Source organism: Adhaeribacter radiodurans, assembly GCF_014075995.1.
GTDB lineage: Bacteria > Bacteroidota > Bacteroidia > Cytophagales > Hymenobacteraceae > Adhaeribacter > Adhaeribacter radiodurans.
Window position 1 is genome coordinate 926,540 of sequence record NZ_CP055153.1, and the last position, 15,794, is coordinate 942,333.

Annotated in this window: 17 protein-coding genes; 9 read left to right on the forward strand and 8 right to left on the reverse strand. The window is 39.2% G+C overall.

What is annotated here, in order from left to right; genetic code table 11:
• Positions 1 to 17: 17 nt before the first annotated feature.
• Positions 18 to 1,487, reverse strand: coding sequence for an IMP dehydrogenase (guaB, locus tag HUW48_RS04305; RefSeq protein WP_182414497.1), 1,470 nt, complete (start codon positions 1,485 to 1,487; stop codon positions 18 to 20).
• 380 nt (positions 1,488 to 1,867) lie between these two features.
• Between guaB and HUW48_RS04310 the strand changes: the two genes are divergently transcribed.
• The 3 genes from HUW48_RS04310 (at position 1,868) to HUW48_RS27190 (ending at position 2,777) form a co-directional block, all read left to right on the forward strand.
• On the forward strand, positions 1,868 to 2,065 hold the full coding sequence (locus tag HUW48_RS04310) for a hypothetical protein (protein WP_182414498.1): 198 nt from the start codon (positions 1,868 to 1,870) through the stop codon (positions 2,063 to 2,065).
• A 344-nt stretch (positions 2,066 to 2,409) separates the two neighbouring features.
• Positions 2,410 to 2,646, forward strand: coding sequence for a hypothetical protein (locus HUW48_RS04315; RefSeq protein ID WP_182414499.1), 237 nt, complete (start codon positions 2,410 to 2,412; stop codon positions 2,644 to 2,646).
• On the forward strand, positions 2,643 to 2,777 hold the full coding sequence (locus HUW48_RS27190; RefSeq protein WP_262891490.1) for a hypothetical protein: 135 nt from the start codon (positions 2,643 to 2,645) through the stop codon (positions 2,775 to 2,777). The genes HUW48_RS04315 and HUW48_RS27190 overlap by 4 nt, the downstream gene beginning before the upstream one ends.
• Positions 2,778 to 2,881: 104 nt before the next feature.
• Here HUW48_RS27190 and HUW48_RS27195 read toward each other — a convergent pair whose 3' ends face one another.
• The 3 genes from HUW48_RS27195 to HUW48_RS04325 form a co-directional block, all read right to left on the reverse strand.
• Complete coding sequence (locus HUW48_RS27195) at positions 2,882 to 3,007, reverse strand: hypothetical protein (protein WP_262891491.1); 126 nt, start codon at positions 3,005 to 3,007, stop codon at positions 2,882 to 2,884.
• A gap of 385 nt (positions 3,008 to 3,392) precedes the next feature.
• A complete protein-coding gene (locus HUW48_RS04320; RefSeq protein ID WP_182414500.1) occupies positions 3,393 to 4,703 on the reverse strand; it encodes a hemolysin family protein in 1,311 nt (436 codons plus the stop codon).
• Between the two features lie 200 nt (positions 4,704 to 4,903).
• Entirely contained in the window at positions 4,904 to 5,593 is a 690-nt protein-coding gene (locus HUW48_RS04325) for an MBL fold metallo-hydrolase (protein WP_182414501.1), read from the reverse strand.
• A 118-nt stretch (positions 5,594 to 5,711) separates the two neighbouring features.
• Here HUW48_RS04325 and HUW48_RS04330 point away from each other — a divergent pair, with 118 nt between their 5' ends.
• The 6 genes from HUW48_RS04330 to HUW48_RS04355 all read left to right on the forward strand — a co-directional run bounded on the left by HUW48_RS04330 (position 5,712) and on the right by HUW48_RS04355 (position 11,061).
• Positions 5,712 to 6,437, forward strand: a complete 726-nt coding sequence (locus tag HUW48_RS04330) for an endonuclease III domain-containing protein (protein ID WP_182414502.1) — start codon at positions 5,712 to 5,714, stop codon at positions 6,435 to 6,437.
• 255 nt (positions 6,438 to 6,692) lie between these two features.
• Entirely contained in the window at positions 6,693 to 7,799 is a 1,107-nt protein-coding gene (locus HUW48_RS04335) for a glycosyltransferase (RefSeq protein ID WP_182414503.1), read from the forward strand.
• Positions 7,790 to 8,398: an RNA polymerase sigma factor gene (locus HUW48_RS04340; protein WP_182414504.1), complete on the forward strand. Its 609-nt coding sequence runs from the start codon at positions 7,790 to 7,792 to the stop codon at positions 8,396 to 8,398. Before HUW48_RS04335 ends, HUW48_RS04340 begins: the two co-directional genes overlap by 10 nt.
• Before the next feature lie 185 nt (positions 8,399 to 8,583).
• Positions 8,584 to 9,204: a 16S rRNA (guanine(527)-N(7))-methyltransferase RsmG gene (gene rsmG / locus HUW48_RS04345; protein WP_182414505.1), complete on the forward strand. Its 621-nt coding sequence runs from the start codon at positions 8,584 to 8,586 to the stop codon at positions 9,202 to 9,204.
• Positions 9,205 to 9,385: 181 nt separating this feature from the next.
• Entirely contained in the window at positions 9,386 to 9,850 is a 465-nt protein-coding gene (locus HUW48_RS04350; RefSeq protein ID WP_182414506.1) for a lipocalin-like domain-containing protein, read from the forward strand.
• 260 nt (positions 9,851 to 10,110) lie between these two features.
• Complete coding sequence (locus HUW48_RS04355) at positions 10,111 to 11,061, forward strand: aldo/keto reductase (RefSeq protein WP_182414507.1); 951 nt, start codon at positions 10,111 to 10,113, stop codon at positions 11,059 to 11,061.
• A 267-nt stretch (positions 11,062 to 11,328) separates the two neighbouring features.
• Here HUW48_RS04355 and uvsE read toward each other — a convergent pair whose 3' ends face one another.
• The 4 genes from uvsE to HUW48_RS04375 form a co-directional block, all read right to left on the reverse strand.
• Positions 11,329 to 12,240 (reverse strand): UV DNA damage repair endonuclease UvsE, encoded by a 912-nt coding sequence (gene uvsE, locus HUW48_RS04360; RefSeq protein ID WP_182414508.1) that lies wholly within the window; start codon positions 12,238 to 12,240, stop codon positions 11,329 to 11,331.
• 121 nt (positions 12,241 to 12,361) lie between these two features.
• The gene (locus HUW48_RS04365; RefSeq protein WP_182414509.1) at positions 12,362 to 13,033 is read right to left on the reverse strand and encodes a carboxypeptidase-like regulatory domain-containing protein; all 672 of its coding nucleotides are present in this window, start codon (positions 13,031 to 13,033) and stop codon (positions 12,362 to 12,364) included.
• 510 nt (positions 13,034 to 13,543) lie between these two features.
• The gene (locus HUW48_RS04370) at positions 13,544 to 13,966 is read right to left on the reverse strand and encodes a hypothetical protein (RefSeq protein ID WP_182414510.1); all 423 of its coding nucleotides are present in this window, start codon (positions 13,964 to 13,966) and stop codon (positions 13,544 to 13,546) included.
• A gap of 466 nt (positions 13,967 to 14,432) precedes the next feature.
• Positions 14,433 to 15,683: a metallophosphoesterase gene (locus tag HUW48_RS04375; protein ID WP_182414511.1), complete on the reverse strand. Its 1,251-nt coding sequence runs from the start codon at positions 15,681 to 15,683 to the stop codon at positions 14,433 to 14,435.
• Positions 15,684 to 15,794: the final 111 nt, after the last annotated feature.

The following is a 15,794-nucleotide window of genomic DNA, read 5'->3' on the forward strand; positions in this document are numbered from 1 at the left end:
GAACAATCAACTAATCATTAACGGGTATAATTAGGAGCTTCTTTGGTAATTTGTACATCGTGCGGATGGCTTTCGCGCAAACCAGCAGCTGATATTTTTACCATTTTGGCTTCTTTTAAACGGGCAATATCCGAAGCACCGCAATAACCCATACCCGCCCGCAAGCCACCTACCATTTGGTAAATTACTTCGGCTACTGAGCCTTTAAAAGGCACCCGGCCCACAATTCCTTCCGGTACTAACTTCTTTACGTCGTCTTCAGCATCCTGAAAATACCGGTCTTTCGAACCTTCTTCCATAGCTTCGATAGAACCCATGCCGCGGTACGTTTTAAATTTACGGCCTTCGTAAATAACCATTTCGCCGGGTGCCTCATCGGAACCGGCAAGTAAGGACCCGATCATTACGGTACTGGCCCCGCCAGCAATGGCTTTTACTACGTCGCCGGAGAATTTAATGCCACCATCGGCAATTACAGGTATTCCGGTACCTTCCAAGCCTCGTACTGCTTCTATTACCGCCGAAAGTTGGGGTACGCCAATACCAGCAATTATGCGGGTAGTACAGATACTACCCGGTCCAACTCCCACTTTTACAGCATCTGCTCCGGCATTGGCCAAAGCTTTAGCCCCTTCGGCAGTAGCTACGTTGCCCGCAATCAAATCAAGCTTAGGGAAATGTTTTTTTATTTCTTTAACCGCATCCAGTACTCCTTTTGAATGGCCATGAGCCGTGTCCACGCTAATAACATCTACCCCAGCCTCGGCCAAAGCAGCTACCCGGGTTAATACATCGGGAGTTACCCCAACAGCAGCCCCTACCCGTAAACGGCCAAATTCGTCTTTACAAGCGTTCGGGCGGTTTTTCTTTTTCAGGATATCTTTATACGTAATTAAGCCAATCAGCTTGCCACTGTCATCCACTACGGGCAATTTTTCAATGCGGTATTGGTGTAAAATATCTTCAGCTTTTGCTAAATCAATACCTTTTTCGGCTGTAATCAGGTTTTCTTTCGTCATTACCTCCGATACTTTTAGTGTGGTGTCTTTCTGAAAACGCAAATCACGATTAGTAATAATACCGGTTAGTTTACCATTCCCATTTGTTACCGGAATACCGCCAATTTTAAATTCTTTCATAATCCGGAAAGCATCGGCCAGCGTAGTGTTCTCGTCCAGAGTTACTGGATCCATGATCATGCCGCTCTCCGAGCGCTTTACTTTGCGCACTTGTTCGGCTTGCTGTTTCACCGACATGTTTTTATGAATCATACCAATTCCGCCTTCCTGAGCCATGGCAATGGCCATATCTGCTTCGGTAACTGTATCCATTGCAGCCGAAACAAAAGGAATATTTAACCGAATGTTGCGGGTCAGGAGAGTAGTGGTCTGGCAGTTTTTAGGTAAAACTTCGGAATAAGCGGGGAGCAAAAGCACATCGTCGTAGGTGAGTGCTTCAAAAAGTACTTTAGATGAAGAAGAGAACATTGCAAATACGTTAGGGTTCCTATTTGCAGCGTAAAGTTACGATAAATATAGTTAGAATGTAAAGAATTAGTAAATAAAATAAAATTTATCTAAATGAAGCAGATTTCTTTAGAATGGGTTTTTAAAATAAATGCAGAAACAAAGTAGTTTAAAAACGAAATACGAGTAAGTTAGAATACTCGTTCTATCCAAATTGTTTAATTAGGTTTTATACCTGCGTGAGCGACTTGTTTCTTAATCAATAAAGAACAACTTCTTATGGGTAAAGCGATTTTCTTGAATAGTTTTTGCGTTTATTTTTTCGGTTTCTGAAACTGCCTTACGCTTCTTAGAGTAAATGTTGGTAAGTACTGTTTGTGTTTAACTTTAAATATACCAATATGCTCACTACTGTTGTTATAATAGCCGTGGTTATTGCCATAATTATTGGCGTAATAACCGTGAAAAATAAAGCCAAGAGCGATCCTAATTACCGGTCTAGCTCTGCCCGCCCCGATGCACCTCCTGGTTACAATGCCCGATCCGATGATCCAGCTGTGCGGGGAACTGGCAGAGACCAAAACGAAAGTAGCAGTTAAAATAATGTAAAGCTTTAACAGGTGCACTGCGAGTAAAATGTAGCCGAATAATCTAAAATTGCTGCTTTCGTGTTTCAACTTTGGAAAAGATGTAACTGTCTTAAGCTGTTGTTTAGGGACACCTGAATATTATTTGCTTTGAGGATTTAGGTTAACAGGAGCAGAATTAAATTAAGTAACAGCGATTTGCTTTAAATAGTAAATTTCTGATAATTACTTAAACTTTTACTTATTTGCTATAAATAGAAAACTTCTTTAAGATAGTTTTTTAGTTCGATAATTATATCAAAACCTAATATTTTTGCGTAGGGGAAAATATAATCGAATTGGAGAAATCAAAGATAATGAAAGTTTCTGCTTCTGATAAAGTATACCAAGACATACGGGAAAAACTGCAAGCTACTTTTAGAAAGTACAGCTATATTCCAGAAGTGTCTGATTGCGATAAAGCTTGTCAAGAAATTAAAGAAGAGGGAAACTCCAAAGACGAACAAACCCAATACTTATTAGATACAGTAATGTGTTTGCTACAAAGTGTACCCAATTCGCCGTTTGTGGAAGAGTTGTTTAATAATTTTTGAAAGATTACATTTATTTTGTTAATCCAGACCACGTGTACCATTTGGCGGAATATTATTTAACCGACGATTTTATTTTAAAACATAAAAGCGAGTGGCATCAGGACCGAACTCCTAAGATTCGCTACATTTAAAATAAAAGTAATCCGGAAAAGCTTTCTATAAATGGACAGAGGAATACTGTAATAAAAATTTAACCTTTCGGGTTATTAAATCAAAAATTAGGGAATGGATGAGGTTAAGGACGGGTGTTAATAATCCGAAAGGCTTCGGCCCGGGTTATTTCGCGTTCGAAAAGAATGTAATCTTCTTTGTCAACCATTAATAACTTAAACCGTTCACGCGCATCATAAAAAATTACCATGGTCATATCTTCGTAAGCCCTGCTAAAAATTTTACGTGCTTTGCATGTTAAACTATATAGTTCTAGTTTCAAGTTATTCCAACGATTCATAGCAACCTAAAGCCGCAGCTTACCCACTTCTTTCTATTTTACTTTTAAATATACTTGGTTTTAAAGTAAAAAGTTATGTAAATATTTCTGGGTTAAATTGCTTATTTAGATATATTTTAAAGTGGTATTTTATATTTTTACAATATAGTACTCGATTTTAAAATAAACTTTGTATTTCAAATTAATTTAAATTTTAGAAAAGTTAATATTCAAATCATAAACATTTAGCGTTTTAAAAACGGTTAATGATAGTATTCTAAAATTTTACAGAATGTTAAATTAAGCGATACTTACTTTATAAAATATCATCCCGTTTATCTTCCGTTACTTTAAGAAGTACTATCTCAATGTTCCGCTGTGATTTTTCGAGCACTTTAAACTCATACTCATTAAATATAGCGGTGTCGCCTACTTCGGGAATAGCACCGTAAATAACGTTAATTAAACCACCTACGGTCTCGTAATCTTCGCCTTCGGGTAAAGGATAGGGTAGAAAATCGTTCGCATCCAGGATAGAAGCGGCTGTGCTTACCCGGTATTCAAAATCGTTAATTTTTTCTACTACCGGAATCTCTTCATCATATTCGTCTTGAATTTCGCCCACCAATTCTTCCATAATATCTTCCATGGTAACTAAACCCGAAACGCCGCCAAACTCATCCGAAACAATAGCCATATGCATGTGGGTGCGCTGAAAATGTTGGAGCAGCCGATGGATTTTTTTAGTTTCCGGCACAAAATACGGTGGGCGCATTAATTTAGTAAGATCAATGGCTTCGCCCCGCCTAATAATTACAAGCAAATCTTTGACGTACAACACGCCCACAATATTGTCAATGGTTTCTTTAAAAACCGGAATGCGGGAATACCCCTCAGTAAAAACCATGTCCAGTATTTTTTCTTCCGGAGAGTCAATATCCAAGGCAGCCAGTTTGGTGCGCGGTACCATAATCTGTTTTACCATGCGGTCATTAAACTGAAACACATTGTCCATTAGTTCGTGTTGCGAGTCCTGGATGGCGCCGCTTTCCTTGCTTTGCTCAAACAATAACCGTAACTCTTCGGAAGAGTGAACTTCGGAACCATGCATGGGCGTAATACCAAATGCCCGCAAAATCATGTTAGAAAAGCCGTTTAAAAACCAGATGGCTGGCCACGAAATAATGTAAAAAACACGCAACGGTACTGAAACTGCCAAACTGGTAGCCTCGGAACGCTGAATAGCCAACGATTTTGGCGCTAATTCCCCGAAAACAATGTGCAGAATAGTAATAACGGCAAACGCAATCGGAATGGCAATGCTATGCGCCAGGGCTTCGTCGCCTTGAAAACCGGCCCAAAGCATAATGTTAATAACAATGCTGGCTACTACTTTTTCGCCAATCCAACCTAAGCCCAAACTCGCCAGGGTTATACCTAACTGAGTAGCTGATAAGTAAGCATCAAGGTTATTAACCATATTTAGCGCCACCTTAGCTAAAGCATTGCCGGTTTGGGCACGCAACTCCATTTGGGAAGCCCGTACTTTAACAATAGCAAACTCGGCGGCAACAAAAAAACCATTAAGTAAAACTAAAAAAATAGTAAGCAGAACATCAGCTATCATAGTCGGGCAGCGGAACCGCGAAGGCGGCTTGGTACAATATAATTCAAATATACAGGTCTGGCAGAAGTTTCAAAGTAAATAAAAATACTTCTACGTGTAATTGCTTCTGAAGATGTAACTAGTTAAGGCTTTATTTAATCGTATTTATCTGATAACTCTCCTGAATACCCCACAACTCTTAAAAAATATACCGGCTAATATTAATAACGTAAATCAGGTTGGTCATAAACCAAAGGAATGGTGTTATCGGCCGGTTTTTGAGTTGGGTCGCAATGATAACCTAAAATATTAAACTGAGCCTGATAAGGTATTAAATCGGTGTAAAAGGCGTGGCCTTTGTTGGTTGAATCAAAAGAAATGTCGTGGTAAACCTGGGTAGGTAGAGAAGGTAACGTGCTTAAATGATTAAATAAAAAATTACAATCGCGTAAATCCCCGGAATACACCAGGCGCTCACCTGCTTCTTCAAAAATAAAACTGAACGTTTGAAAGCCTTCGGAATGGCGGTTAAATGTATCGAGGTAAAATAATCCCGGAATTTCGGTGGTAGGTTTAAATTCGGCGTATTTTTCAACGTCTTTCAACTGAATATTCAAAAAGCTTTTGATTTGGTCCCGGAAAGTTTCGGTCTGGTACAAAATTACCAGCTTGCGGCCATTGGCGTAAAAACAAGAATGCAGCAAAATATTAGCCAGGCTACCGCAATGGTCGTTGTGCAAATGCGTGAGTAAAATGTAATCTATTTTCCAGAAGTCCAGCTGTACTAATTTAGGGTAAATAGTAAAGCCGGCATCAATCAATATATTTTGTTGATTAATCTCTAAAATAGCGGCTGAATTGCCATAAGTGGGTTCAAATGCGCCGCCGGTGCCCAGGAATTTTATTTTCATAATAGTAGAAGAAGATTAGGGTTTGGATAAGGTAACGTAAACCCGTAAATCTGGGATACCCGCAACTTAACTTTCCGGTAAAGGATACGTTTGTGTTCTGTAAACCAATTCATTAAAAATGATTGCAGAAAATGAGCAGTTAAGCCCGACGGAGAAAACCTGGCACACCCACGAAGCACTAAATCAACTCTACGGGGTACTAGATTTACGCAAACCGCGCCGCGAACCCATTCACGAACTCATATCTACCATGCTTTCGCACCGTACCACCCACGCCAACGAAGAAAAGGCTTACTACCGCATGCGCGAATTATTTCCTACTTGGCCCGAGGTAATTACTGCTCCCGTAGATGAACTTACTAAAGCGTTGGAAACAGCTCAGTACCCCGGACCAAAAGCAATTAATATTCAAAAAGCCTTAGGACTGATTCAGGAAAAAGCGCCGGATTTTTCACTACACTTTCTGGAAGAAATGCCCGTGGACGAGGCAATGGATTGGCTCATGGCTTTACCGGGAGTAGGCTTAAAAACGGCCACCTTGCTTTTGCTGTTTAATTTTCATAAACCAGTATTACCCGTAGATACGCACGTGTTCCGGGTAAGTCAGCGAATAGGTTTAATTGGCGCCAAAGTTACCGCCGAAAAAGCACATACTATTTTGTTAGACATGTTGCCCAAAGATGCTCCTATATTATTTAATTTTCATAAGCATTTATACTGGCACGGACAACGCATTTGCACCTGGAAAGGACCAAAATGCCAGGAGTGCCCTGTGTGTACTATCTGCAATTATTGCCAGGAAGTAAGGCAAAAAGGAGTAGACAAAGGAAAACAAGTAGTCTAGCTGAATTTAATCCATGACTTTAGTAAATTTTAGTTTAGGACAGTTTTGGTTGCAGGCTCTGGTTGAGGAATCTTTGTAAAAGAACGGAATAGTAAAATAAGTGGGTACAATTTTTTAACTGAATTTCGTTCGGTGTAAAACCTAACAAATTAAAAGTAAACTGGGCATTAATTAAGGGGTAAAAAGAAAAGATACTTTTTCGCATTACATAACTTCGTATTATCTTTATCCCAAATTGGTTTAAGCCCTTAATTCTTGCTCCCCGTTACTTTGCTATTGGTTTTGTTGGTTTGTGTGTTGGTGCAAGCTGCGTACGCTTTTTACTATTTTTATCCTTTAAGTAATTATACAGCTCCCAATACTACAACTAGCCAGGTGCCGGTAACGGTAATAATTTGCGCCCATAACGAGTACGAGAATTTGCAGGAACTTTTGCCCGCCTTGCTCAGCCAGGAATATTCTGCATTTGAAATAATTGTAGTGAATGACCGGTCTACCGACGAAACAGCTAATCTTATACGGCAATGGCAAAGGAATTACTCCCAGGTTCGGCTGGTAAATATTTATGAAACTCCTGCTGGGTTTAACTCAAAAAAATATGCCTTAACTTTGGGTATTCGGGTGGCCCGCTACGAGTATTTATTATTAACAGATGCCGATTGCAAGCCCCTAAGTAATAACTGGATAGAAAGTATGCAGCGCGGTTTTGCCCGGGGTGCCGATGTGATAATCGGGTATTCGCCTTACGTGAAACAACCCGGATTTTTGAACTATTTAATCCGGTATGAAACTTTGCTGACGGCAATCCAGTACTTATCATTTTCCTTGAAAAAAAATGCCTATATGGCCGTTGGCCGCAATGTAGCTTACACCAAAAAATGTTTTTATCAGAACAAAGGGTTTGCTTCTCATATAAGAATATTAGGAGGGGATGATGATTTATTTGTACAAGATGCCGTAGTCCGCAGCACCATTGATATCGAAATTAGTAAAGATGCGCAAACCATAAGTAAACCCAAACAAACCTATTCCGAATGGATTACCCAGAAAAGGCGCCACCTGCAGGTGGGCTTACAGTATAAACTATCCGATCGGCTGCGGATAGGAACTTTTATGTTATCGAACATTTTTTTTTATTTAATTTGGTTTCTTATGCTGTTATTGCAGCAATATTTATGGCTGCTGGGCATATTGTTTCTGGTACGGATTATCGTTCTATTGGCAGGGTACGCCCGTATAGCCCGGAAACTTAATGAACAGCAGTCGGTTATAAAGATGGTGGCCCTAGATGCGGCTTATTTTTTGCACTACCTTTTTCTGGGCGTATCTGTTTTAATGTTTAAAAAAGTAAGATGGAAGTAAATAAGCAATTTTCTGCGAAAGCAAAACACGATTTTAAATTGATTCAATCGGCAGTAGAAGACGGGGACGAGAAAGCCTACGCCGAGTTGATGAGCATTTATAAAAAGCCAGTATACCACGTGGTATTAAAAATGGTACGCAACCCCGACGACGCCGAAGATTTAACCATTGAAGCTTTTGCCAAAGCTTTCCGGAACTTACATAAATTTAATCCGGAATATGCGTTTAGTACCTGGCTCTTCCGGATAGCTACCAATAACTGCATAGATTTTATTCGGAAAAATAAAATCAAAACCATGAGTATTGATTCGGCCATTAAAATTGATAATGGCGACGAGATTACCATTGATTTTAAAGACACTAACCTTACCCCACAGGAAAACGCTATTAAAAATCAGAAAATTGAGATTATGCAATTTGTGGTAGCAAAGCTGCCCGATAAATACCAGCGTTTGGTTACCCTGCGTTATTTCGACGAATTATCGTACGAAGAAATTGCGACGGAATTAAATGCACCGTTAGGAACGGTAAAAGCCCAATTGCACCGGGCCCGTGAGTTGCTCTATGATATGATTAAGAATAAGAAGCACCTTATTTAATCAGAAATTAACTATTCTGAATCAGAAATTTCTGATTCAGAATAGTTAAAGAACCCTGGCGTTGGCTGGGGTTCTTCTGTTTTAAACGTATCGTATTGAAAAACCGGGTAATTAGAATAAAATTTAGGAAGCTAAATCCCTGAAATAATTTCTAATTTTGAATTTCTAATTACTAATTTAAAAGAGTGGATATCATCAAGCATTATTTTCCGGAAGTTACCGAGAGTAAACTGGCTAAGTTGGCGCAACTGGAACAATTACTTCGGGAGTGGAACGCTAAAATAAACGTAATCTCCCGTAAAGACACCGACTCAATTGCTTTGCATCACCTGCTACATTCTCTGGGGATTGCGAAAGTAGTGCAGTTTCCGGCGGGTACTGCTGTGCTGGATGTAGGTACCGGCGGCGGTTTGCCCGGTTTACCGCTGGCTATTTTGTTCCCCGAGGTTAAATTTCATTTAGTAGATTCTATTGGTAAAAAAATTCACGTGGTGCAAAGCATTGCCGAAGCACTGCACCTTACTAATGTTAAAGCCTCGCATAGCCGCGCCGAACAAATAACTGAAAAATTTGATTTTGTGGTGAGCCGCGCCGTTACGCGCTTAGCCGAATTTCATCCCTGGATCCGGAACAGTTATAAAAAGCCTACTTCTGATATAAATGGCTTGTACTATTTAAAAGGCGGCGACCTTACCGAAGAAATTGCGGAATCTGGTTTAATTGTAAAGGTTTTCGACTTAAAAACTTACTTTATCGAAGAGTTTTTTGAAACTAAAAAGGTCGTTTTTGTTCCGGTAACACACTAAAAAAAATTTAATCGAATGATCAGAAATATTATTTTTTAATTATAACCAGAAGGCGTTACTTGCTTTGGGAAATTAAGATTTATTATTTCTGACGATAATCTAATCAGCAATTACTTAATTTTGTTAACTAGTGCTCCTTAAAGTAAATTAATAAATTCATTGCTTTAAATAACCTAATAATATGCGTGTGAGAATCCTTTTTGTATTCTTAAGTAGCCTTCTTATATCCTGCGGAACGGAAAAAGCAAAGCAGGAAGAAAAAGTAAATCCTAAACCCATAGTCGGTACCTGGCAGCTAATTAGGGGCACCTTAATTGAGAAAGGAGATACAACCGTTACGGATTACACGAAAAATACTTCATTCATTAAAGTAATTAACGATTCTCATTTTGCTTTTTTGCAGCACGATTTAAATAAAGGAAAAGATTCAGCTGTTTTTGTGGCGGGCGGTGGCACTTACACGCTCAAGGATAATACCTACACCGAATATCTGGAGTATTGCAGTGCCCGCGACTGGGAAGGAAATAATTTTAACTTTACGATAAGTATTGAAGGAGATACCCTGGTGCAACGCGGAATAGAGAAAGTAGAAGGGACCGACATTAACCGGGAAAATATAGAGAAGTATATTAAAGTGAAGCCGTAAATTAAATATCAGCCGCCACAATGTCCATGAACTCTATTAAACTCAAACAATTTGCCAAAGCAATTAAGTAAAGAGATTAGATGTTAAATTCTTCTTATTTAAATAATTGAATATCTAGTAATTTACTAATAATCCTTACATCCATTATAATTAAATTATTCTAGTTACTTACTTTATCTACTTCCTGGTTTCAGAGGCATTTTCGGTATATCTCTCTTGAGTTTTGTGCGTAAACAGTACCCAAATTTACGTAAGAACCCATGGAAACTAGAACAATAGGTAAGTCCGGAATTAAAGTAGCTCCCTTAGCTTTCGGGGGAAATGTTTTTGGCTGGACCATTGACCAAAATACTTCTTTTACTTTATTAGATGCATTTACCGATGCCGGTTTTAATTTAATTGATACCGCTGATGTATATTCGAACTGGGTACCCGGCAATCAGGGTGGCGAATCGGAAGCCATTATCGGCAACTGGCTTAAACAATCGGGCAAAAGAGATAAAGTTATTATTGCAACCAAAGTAGGCGGCGAGATGAGTCTGGGTAAAAAAGGCCTTTCTAAAGCGCACATTCGGCAATCGGTAGAAGAGTCGCTACAGCGGTTGCAGACAAATTATATTGATCTGTACCAATCGCATTACGACGATCCGGCTACTCCCATGGAAGAATCCCTGGAAACCTACGGCGAACTGATTAAGGAAGGTAAAATCAGGGCAATTGGAGCTTCTAACTTTAGCCCTGAAAGGTTAAGAGAAGCTTTGCAACTGAGCGAACAAAATGGTTACCCAAGGTACGAAAGCCTGCAACCCGAATATAATTTGTACGAACGGAGCTTGTTTGAAAAAGAACTGGAACCTATTTGCCTGGAGAATACGATAGGAGTAATTAATTATTTCGCTTTAGCCAGCGGCTTTCTTACTGGTAAATACCGTTCTGAGGCAGATTTAGCCAAGAGCAAACGAGGACAAGGAAATAAAAAGTACTTGAATGAACGGGGCTATCGGATTTTAAGTGTTTTAGATAATTTGGCAGAACAATACACTACTGATCAGGCCAGTATTGCTATTGCCTGGCTCATTGCCCAACCCAGCATTACAGCTCCCATCGCCAGTGCTACTAACCTAGATCAGCTACAATCGCTGGTAAAAGCGGCAACCCTACACTTAGACCCGGAAGCCATTGAATTACTAAATAAAGCCAGCGCAGAGTAATTTTGCTGAACGTAGTTGTTCGTTATTAGTTGTTTGTTGCTGGTTCAGTAATTTTTAAGGCTTAACAACTTACTATTAATAATTGTCTCAACTAATCTGGTTGAAGTACTATCATTAAAACCTAACGGGAAGCTATTTAGTATCCAATTGCTTCCCGTTAGGTTTTAGTAAGTAAAGGAACAAATTGATTTAATTTATTTGATATAAATACCTCTTATAAAAGCGGTTATAAAATATAGAGTACACGCAAAAATAGGCATGTGTCTATTATCTTGCTACCGGCGTTTCTTTACTTAGTTTACCCATTTCTTTCAGGATTTCTACTGCTTTTAAGGCGCTTAATTCTTTATCTTTTATTTCCAGCATTATGTCCACGTCCAGCCCATCCAATTGTTGAATAAAATTCCGGAAAAGATCTTCCACAATTGTGTCGGTATGTTTGCCTTTACGTTCGCCGGGGGCTTGCGACGAGTAATCCATCATCATAATACCATCTTTTTCCTGCCAGGTGCCGGCCGACAAGTGCAAGGCTTCGGTCATGGTTTCGCCGTTATTAAGACATTCGTGGTGAAAATTGTCGAATAAGATAGGAATTCCGGTTTGCTCATGAATTTCGAGGCAATCGCTTAAACTGTAAGAGCGGTCGTCGTTTTCAATTACCAGGCGTTTGCGTACGTTTTCGGGTAAAAGAAAATAATTTTCGACAAATCTTTTTATCGCAGTTGGTTTGTCGCCGTATACTCCGCCCCCGTGAATTTGCAGTTTTGCCGTTTCGTCGAGCTCCATAATATCCATAATAGCGCATTGGTATTCTAATTCGGCAAAGCTGTTATTTAAGGTATTCGTATTCGGCGAGTTAATAACCACAAACTGATCGGGGTGCATTGAGATTCGCATTTGATGCGCCTTAATGTAACGACCCAAAGCTCTTAAAGTACCCTGAAAATGATTCTGCCAGTTATAGGTATTTACCGGGTGTGAAGCAAAAGGCACCAGATCGGAACTCATGCGCAAAAAAAGTAAATTATGCTGCACATTGTACTCCAGAATTTTCCGGAGACAGGCTAAGTTATTTGTTACGGTACTAATAAGGCGTTCTTCGGAGTAAGAAGCTAGCCGGAACGTTGTTGCCGGCGTACAATCCATCCCATTATTAATACACGGATACCCAATTTTCATAAGGCGTTTTATTTAAACTCGTTCAGTGTTTAACAAACGCACGAATTAATTTAAAGTTAAATAAAACAAGAATATCGGGCTCAGTTAAATCTGTGATTTTAAAGGTATGGTAGTAATAAGATTACTCGCGGCGTCGGAAGTTTTTGTTGCGGTCCAGGAAAAGACTGTCGTATTTTTGCTGAGCAGCCTGCTCCCGTTTTACTTTTTCAACGGCAGCCTGTTCATCTAAAATAGCCTGGAGTTTACGACGGTCGCGGCCTTCTTTCGAAAGCTGGTCGTAAATAAAACTGATTGGGTTGGCCACAGAAGCAGGTGGCGGGGTAAATACTTTTTCTTCGTAAACTGGTTTGGGAGGTGCTGGTTTTACTACCGCCCGCGGCTCGGGTTTTTTCTTTTGATTGCGCAAGTAGCGGTTTACTTTTTCGTAATCAGGGCCAATGGTTACTTCTATTTCTTCCAGCATTACATTACCTTCTTCCAGATTAATAGTAATAGAAGTTTCGTCGGGAGTGCTGCTCGTAACTGGGTACATTTTGGTCTTATAACCCACCGACCGGAAATAAAGCGTATCGCCGGGCAAGGTAGTAATCCGGAATTGACCTAGTTCGTTAGTGATGGTTCCCCGCCAAAGTCGTTTACTGATTACGGTAATATTAGCCAACGGCTTTTTAGTACTGGCGGCAATCACCGATCCATTTATTTGAATATTTGTGCTTTGTTGTGCCTGCGCCCGGCCGATAAAAAATGAGCCTGAAATCAGAAATAATAAAAAAATGAAAAACGAACGCTGCATACAAGGCAAAATATAGCTATTACTTACCAGATGTAAAAAGGAATGATAAAGTAACTTCCCTGATCAAAATTTTATTAAATATCTTTTTTATAGATATAAAAACAAAAATTACTTTATAGGTTCAGAACGAAGCTCTATCTTTTTACGTGCCTTTCCTGATTATAAAATAAAATCGAGATGAGTTTTAAATACCATTAAACGACAGGAACCGTTGAAGTTTCTTACTAAATTTTACTAAAATTTGATATCTATTTTACAGAGAATAGGTAAAATAGATTAATGTAAGTACTTCAACGAAATTAATTGAGAATACTAATATTGATTATGGTAAGTTGTATAGTAAGGTGTTGATTAATGAAATTTACTAAACTAGCAACGAACAACTAATAACCAACAACTACTTAGTTTTTACTATTGTTGATTTATCAAAATCGTTTGTCTACAGTTTTAAAACAAGAAAGGCTTGTACTTACTAAGTACAAGCCTTTCTTGTTTTAAAACTGAATTATATTAGAAAGAACCGGTTGTTCCACCAGTAGATCCGCCGGCAGTTGTACCAGTACCGCTAGTTGACCCACCAGCAGTTGTTCCACTAGTTGTACCAGTACCGGTAGTAGTTCCAGCGGTGGTACCACTTGTAGTACCGCTAGTTGATTCTCCGGAAGTAGTCCCGCCCGTAGTGCCAGAAGTTGTGGTGCTACCCTCAGTAGATCCACCCGAAGCTGCGTCACCGGTGCTAGCTGTAGTGGCAGCATCACCGGAAGTAGAAGCTCCCATGTCTGAACCAGCTCCCATACTAGAATCACTGCTCATTCCGCTTTCGGTATCTGTACCAGTTCCGGAAGTGTCCGTACTTTCTGTAGACTTATTTTGGCTGCATGAAGAAAATGTTAACGCGCCTGCGCAACATAACAGCAACATTGCCTTTTTCATAGTTTTCGATTTTTAAGTTTAGTGTTAAAATTTAGAAGTAACTCTTTGTTTAAGTTCAAGGCTTCTTACGCAATTTGTTTTAGCAGGTAATAAATATTACAATAAACTTTGCAATTTTAAGTATTTATACGGATGATTTTACTGCTAAATTCGCAAATAAATAAGCTTTTGCTTGTGATAATAGCAATGGTTATTACCTGGTATTAAATGAGTTAGTTCTATTTACTAAAGAACATAATTGTAGTTTTGGCGAGAAAGATAGCCTATTTACTAAATTTAACAAATATAACTTTATTAGGAATGCTGCTTTTAGCTTGTAATAATAAATTACCTGAGAGCTTGAATGTGCTAATTCAGGCAATTGGCAACTAAGTACCTTTTCTTAAAATTTTAAGCAAAGGTTTGCCTAAACTCGTCCAACATTAGGGCTATTCAGCTTACCAATAGTAATGGCTTACTTACTTTTTTAAGCTTTCTGTAATTCAAATACCGTTATCTCAGGTAAAAAGCCCACCCGGCCTGGATATCCTAAGAAACCTAAACCGGTATTTACGTAAAGGTGCTGCGCTCCCTTTTTGTACAAACCAGCCCATTGTTTATAAACGTATTGTACCGGACTCCATTTAAAACCAGGAATATTAACGCCAAACTGCATGCCGTGCGTGTGCCCGGATAACATCAGGTCAATGTCAGAATAATTTTGATTTACTTCCCCGTCCCAGTGCGATGGATCGTGCGACAATAAAACTTTAAAAGGCGATTGTTCAGTTCCGGCGTAAGCTTTAGCTAAGTTGCCATACCTTGGAAAATTCATGCGCGTGCTCCAGTTTTCAACGCCGAGCACGGTAATGTGTTGCCCGTCTTTGTGGATGGCTACATTCTCGTTCATGAGCAATCGCCAGCCAATTTCGGCGTGATGCTTGGCTAGTGTTTGTAAGTTTTGTCTTTTGGCCTCGCGGGTTTCCCAGCTAACGTAGTCGCCGTAGTCGTGATTACCAAAAATAGAGAAGGTGCCATCTTTTGATTTAATTTTTTGCAGAGTAGGGATGTGCGGTACCACTTCGGTAGCTACATTATTTACCAGATCTCCGGTAAAAAAAACTAAATCGGCATTCTGTTTATTAATTAAATCTACGGCTTTTTCTAAAGGGTGCGTAGAATTAAAACTGCCGGTATGTAAATCTGAAATCTGTAAAATTTTGTAACCAGCAAAAGCACTTGGTAAATTAGGAAAACGTAAAGTTACCCGTTTCACCTGGTATTGGTAAGCGCCTTTTACCATGCCGTAGATAAAAGCAGTAAGCGGAATGGCGCCGGCAATTAAAGCTAATTTATTTAAAAATTCGCTGCGGGTAATGGTGTTGGCTTCGGCAGTTGCGTTTTCCGGACCTTTAAAAATATAATACACAATAAACTTAAGCAACCGCATGGCATCATCAATTACCAGGAATAATACTACCGCCAACTTGCTCGCAAATAAAATAAAAACGGTACTTACCAGGTACGTGCGAAAAGGTGTAGGCGGAGTGCCACGGGTAAGACTAAATAAAAGAATTGTACCGGAAGTAATTAAAAATAAAGCCCAATAGATTATATAAATTATTTTTTGAGTACGAAGGGAAAGGTGTTGCGAAACCGTCCGGACGGCCTGAAACACATACCAGTCTACCACAAAAACGAGTAAAATAGCTGTAGCAATAAATAAAAAACGTTGCATCGTTTAAGGAAATAATAAATGTAAGTGTATGATTTAACTAAGAACAAGCCAAAAAGTTGAAATTTTAGCCACTCTTTACTCGAAATGAGCACAATTTTAGCTTAAATCTGG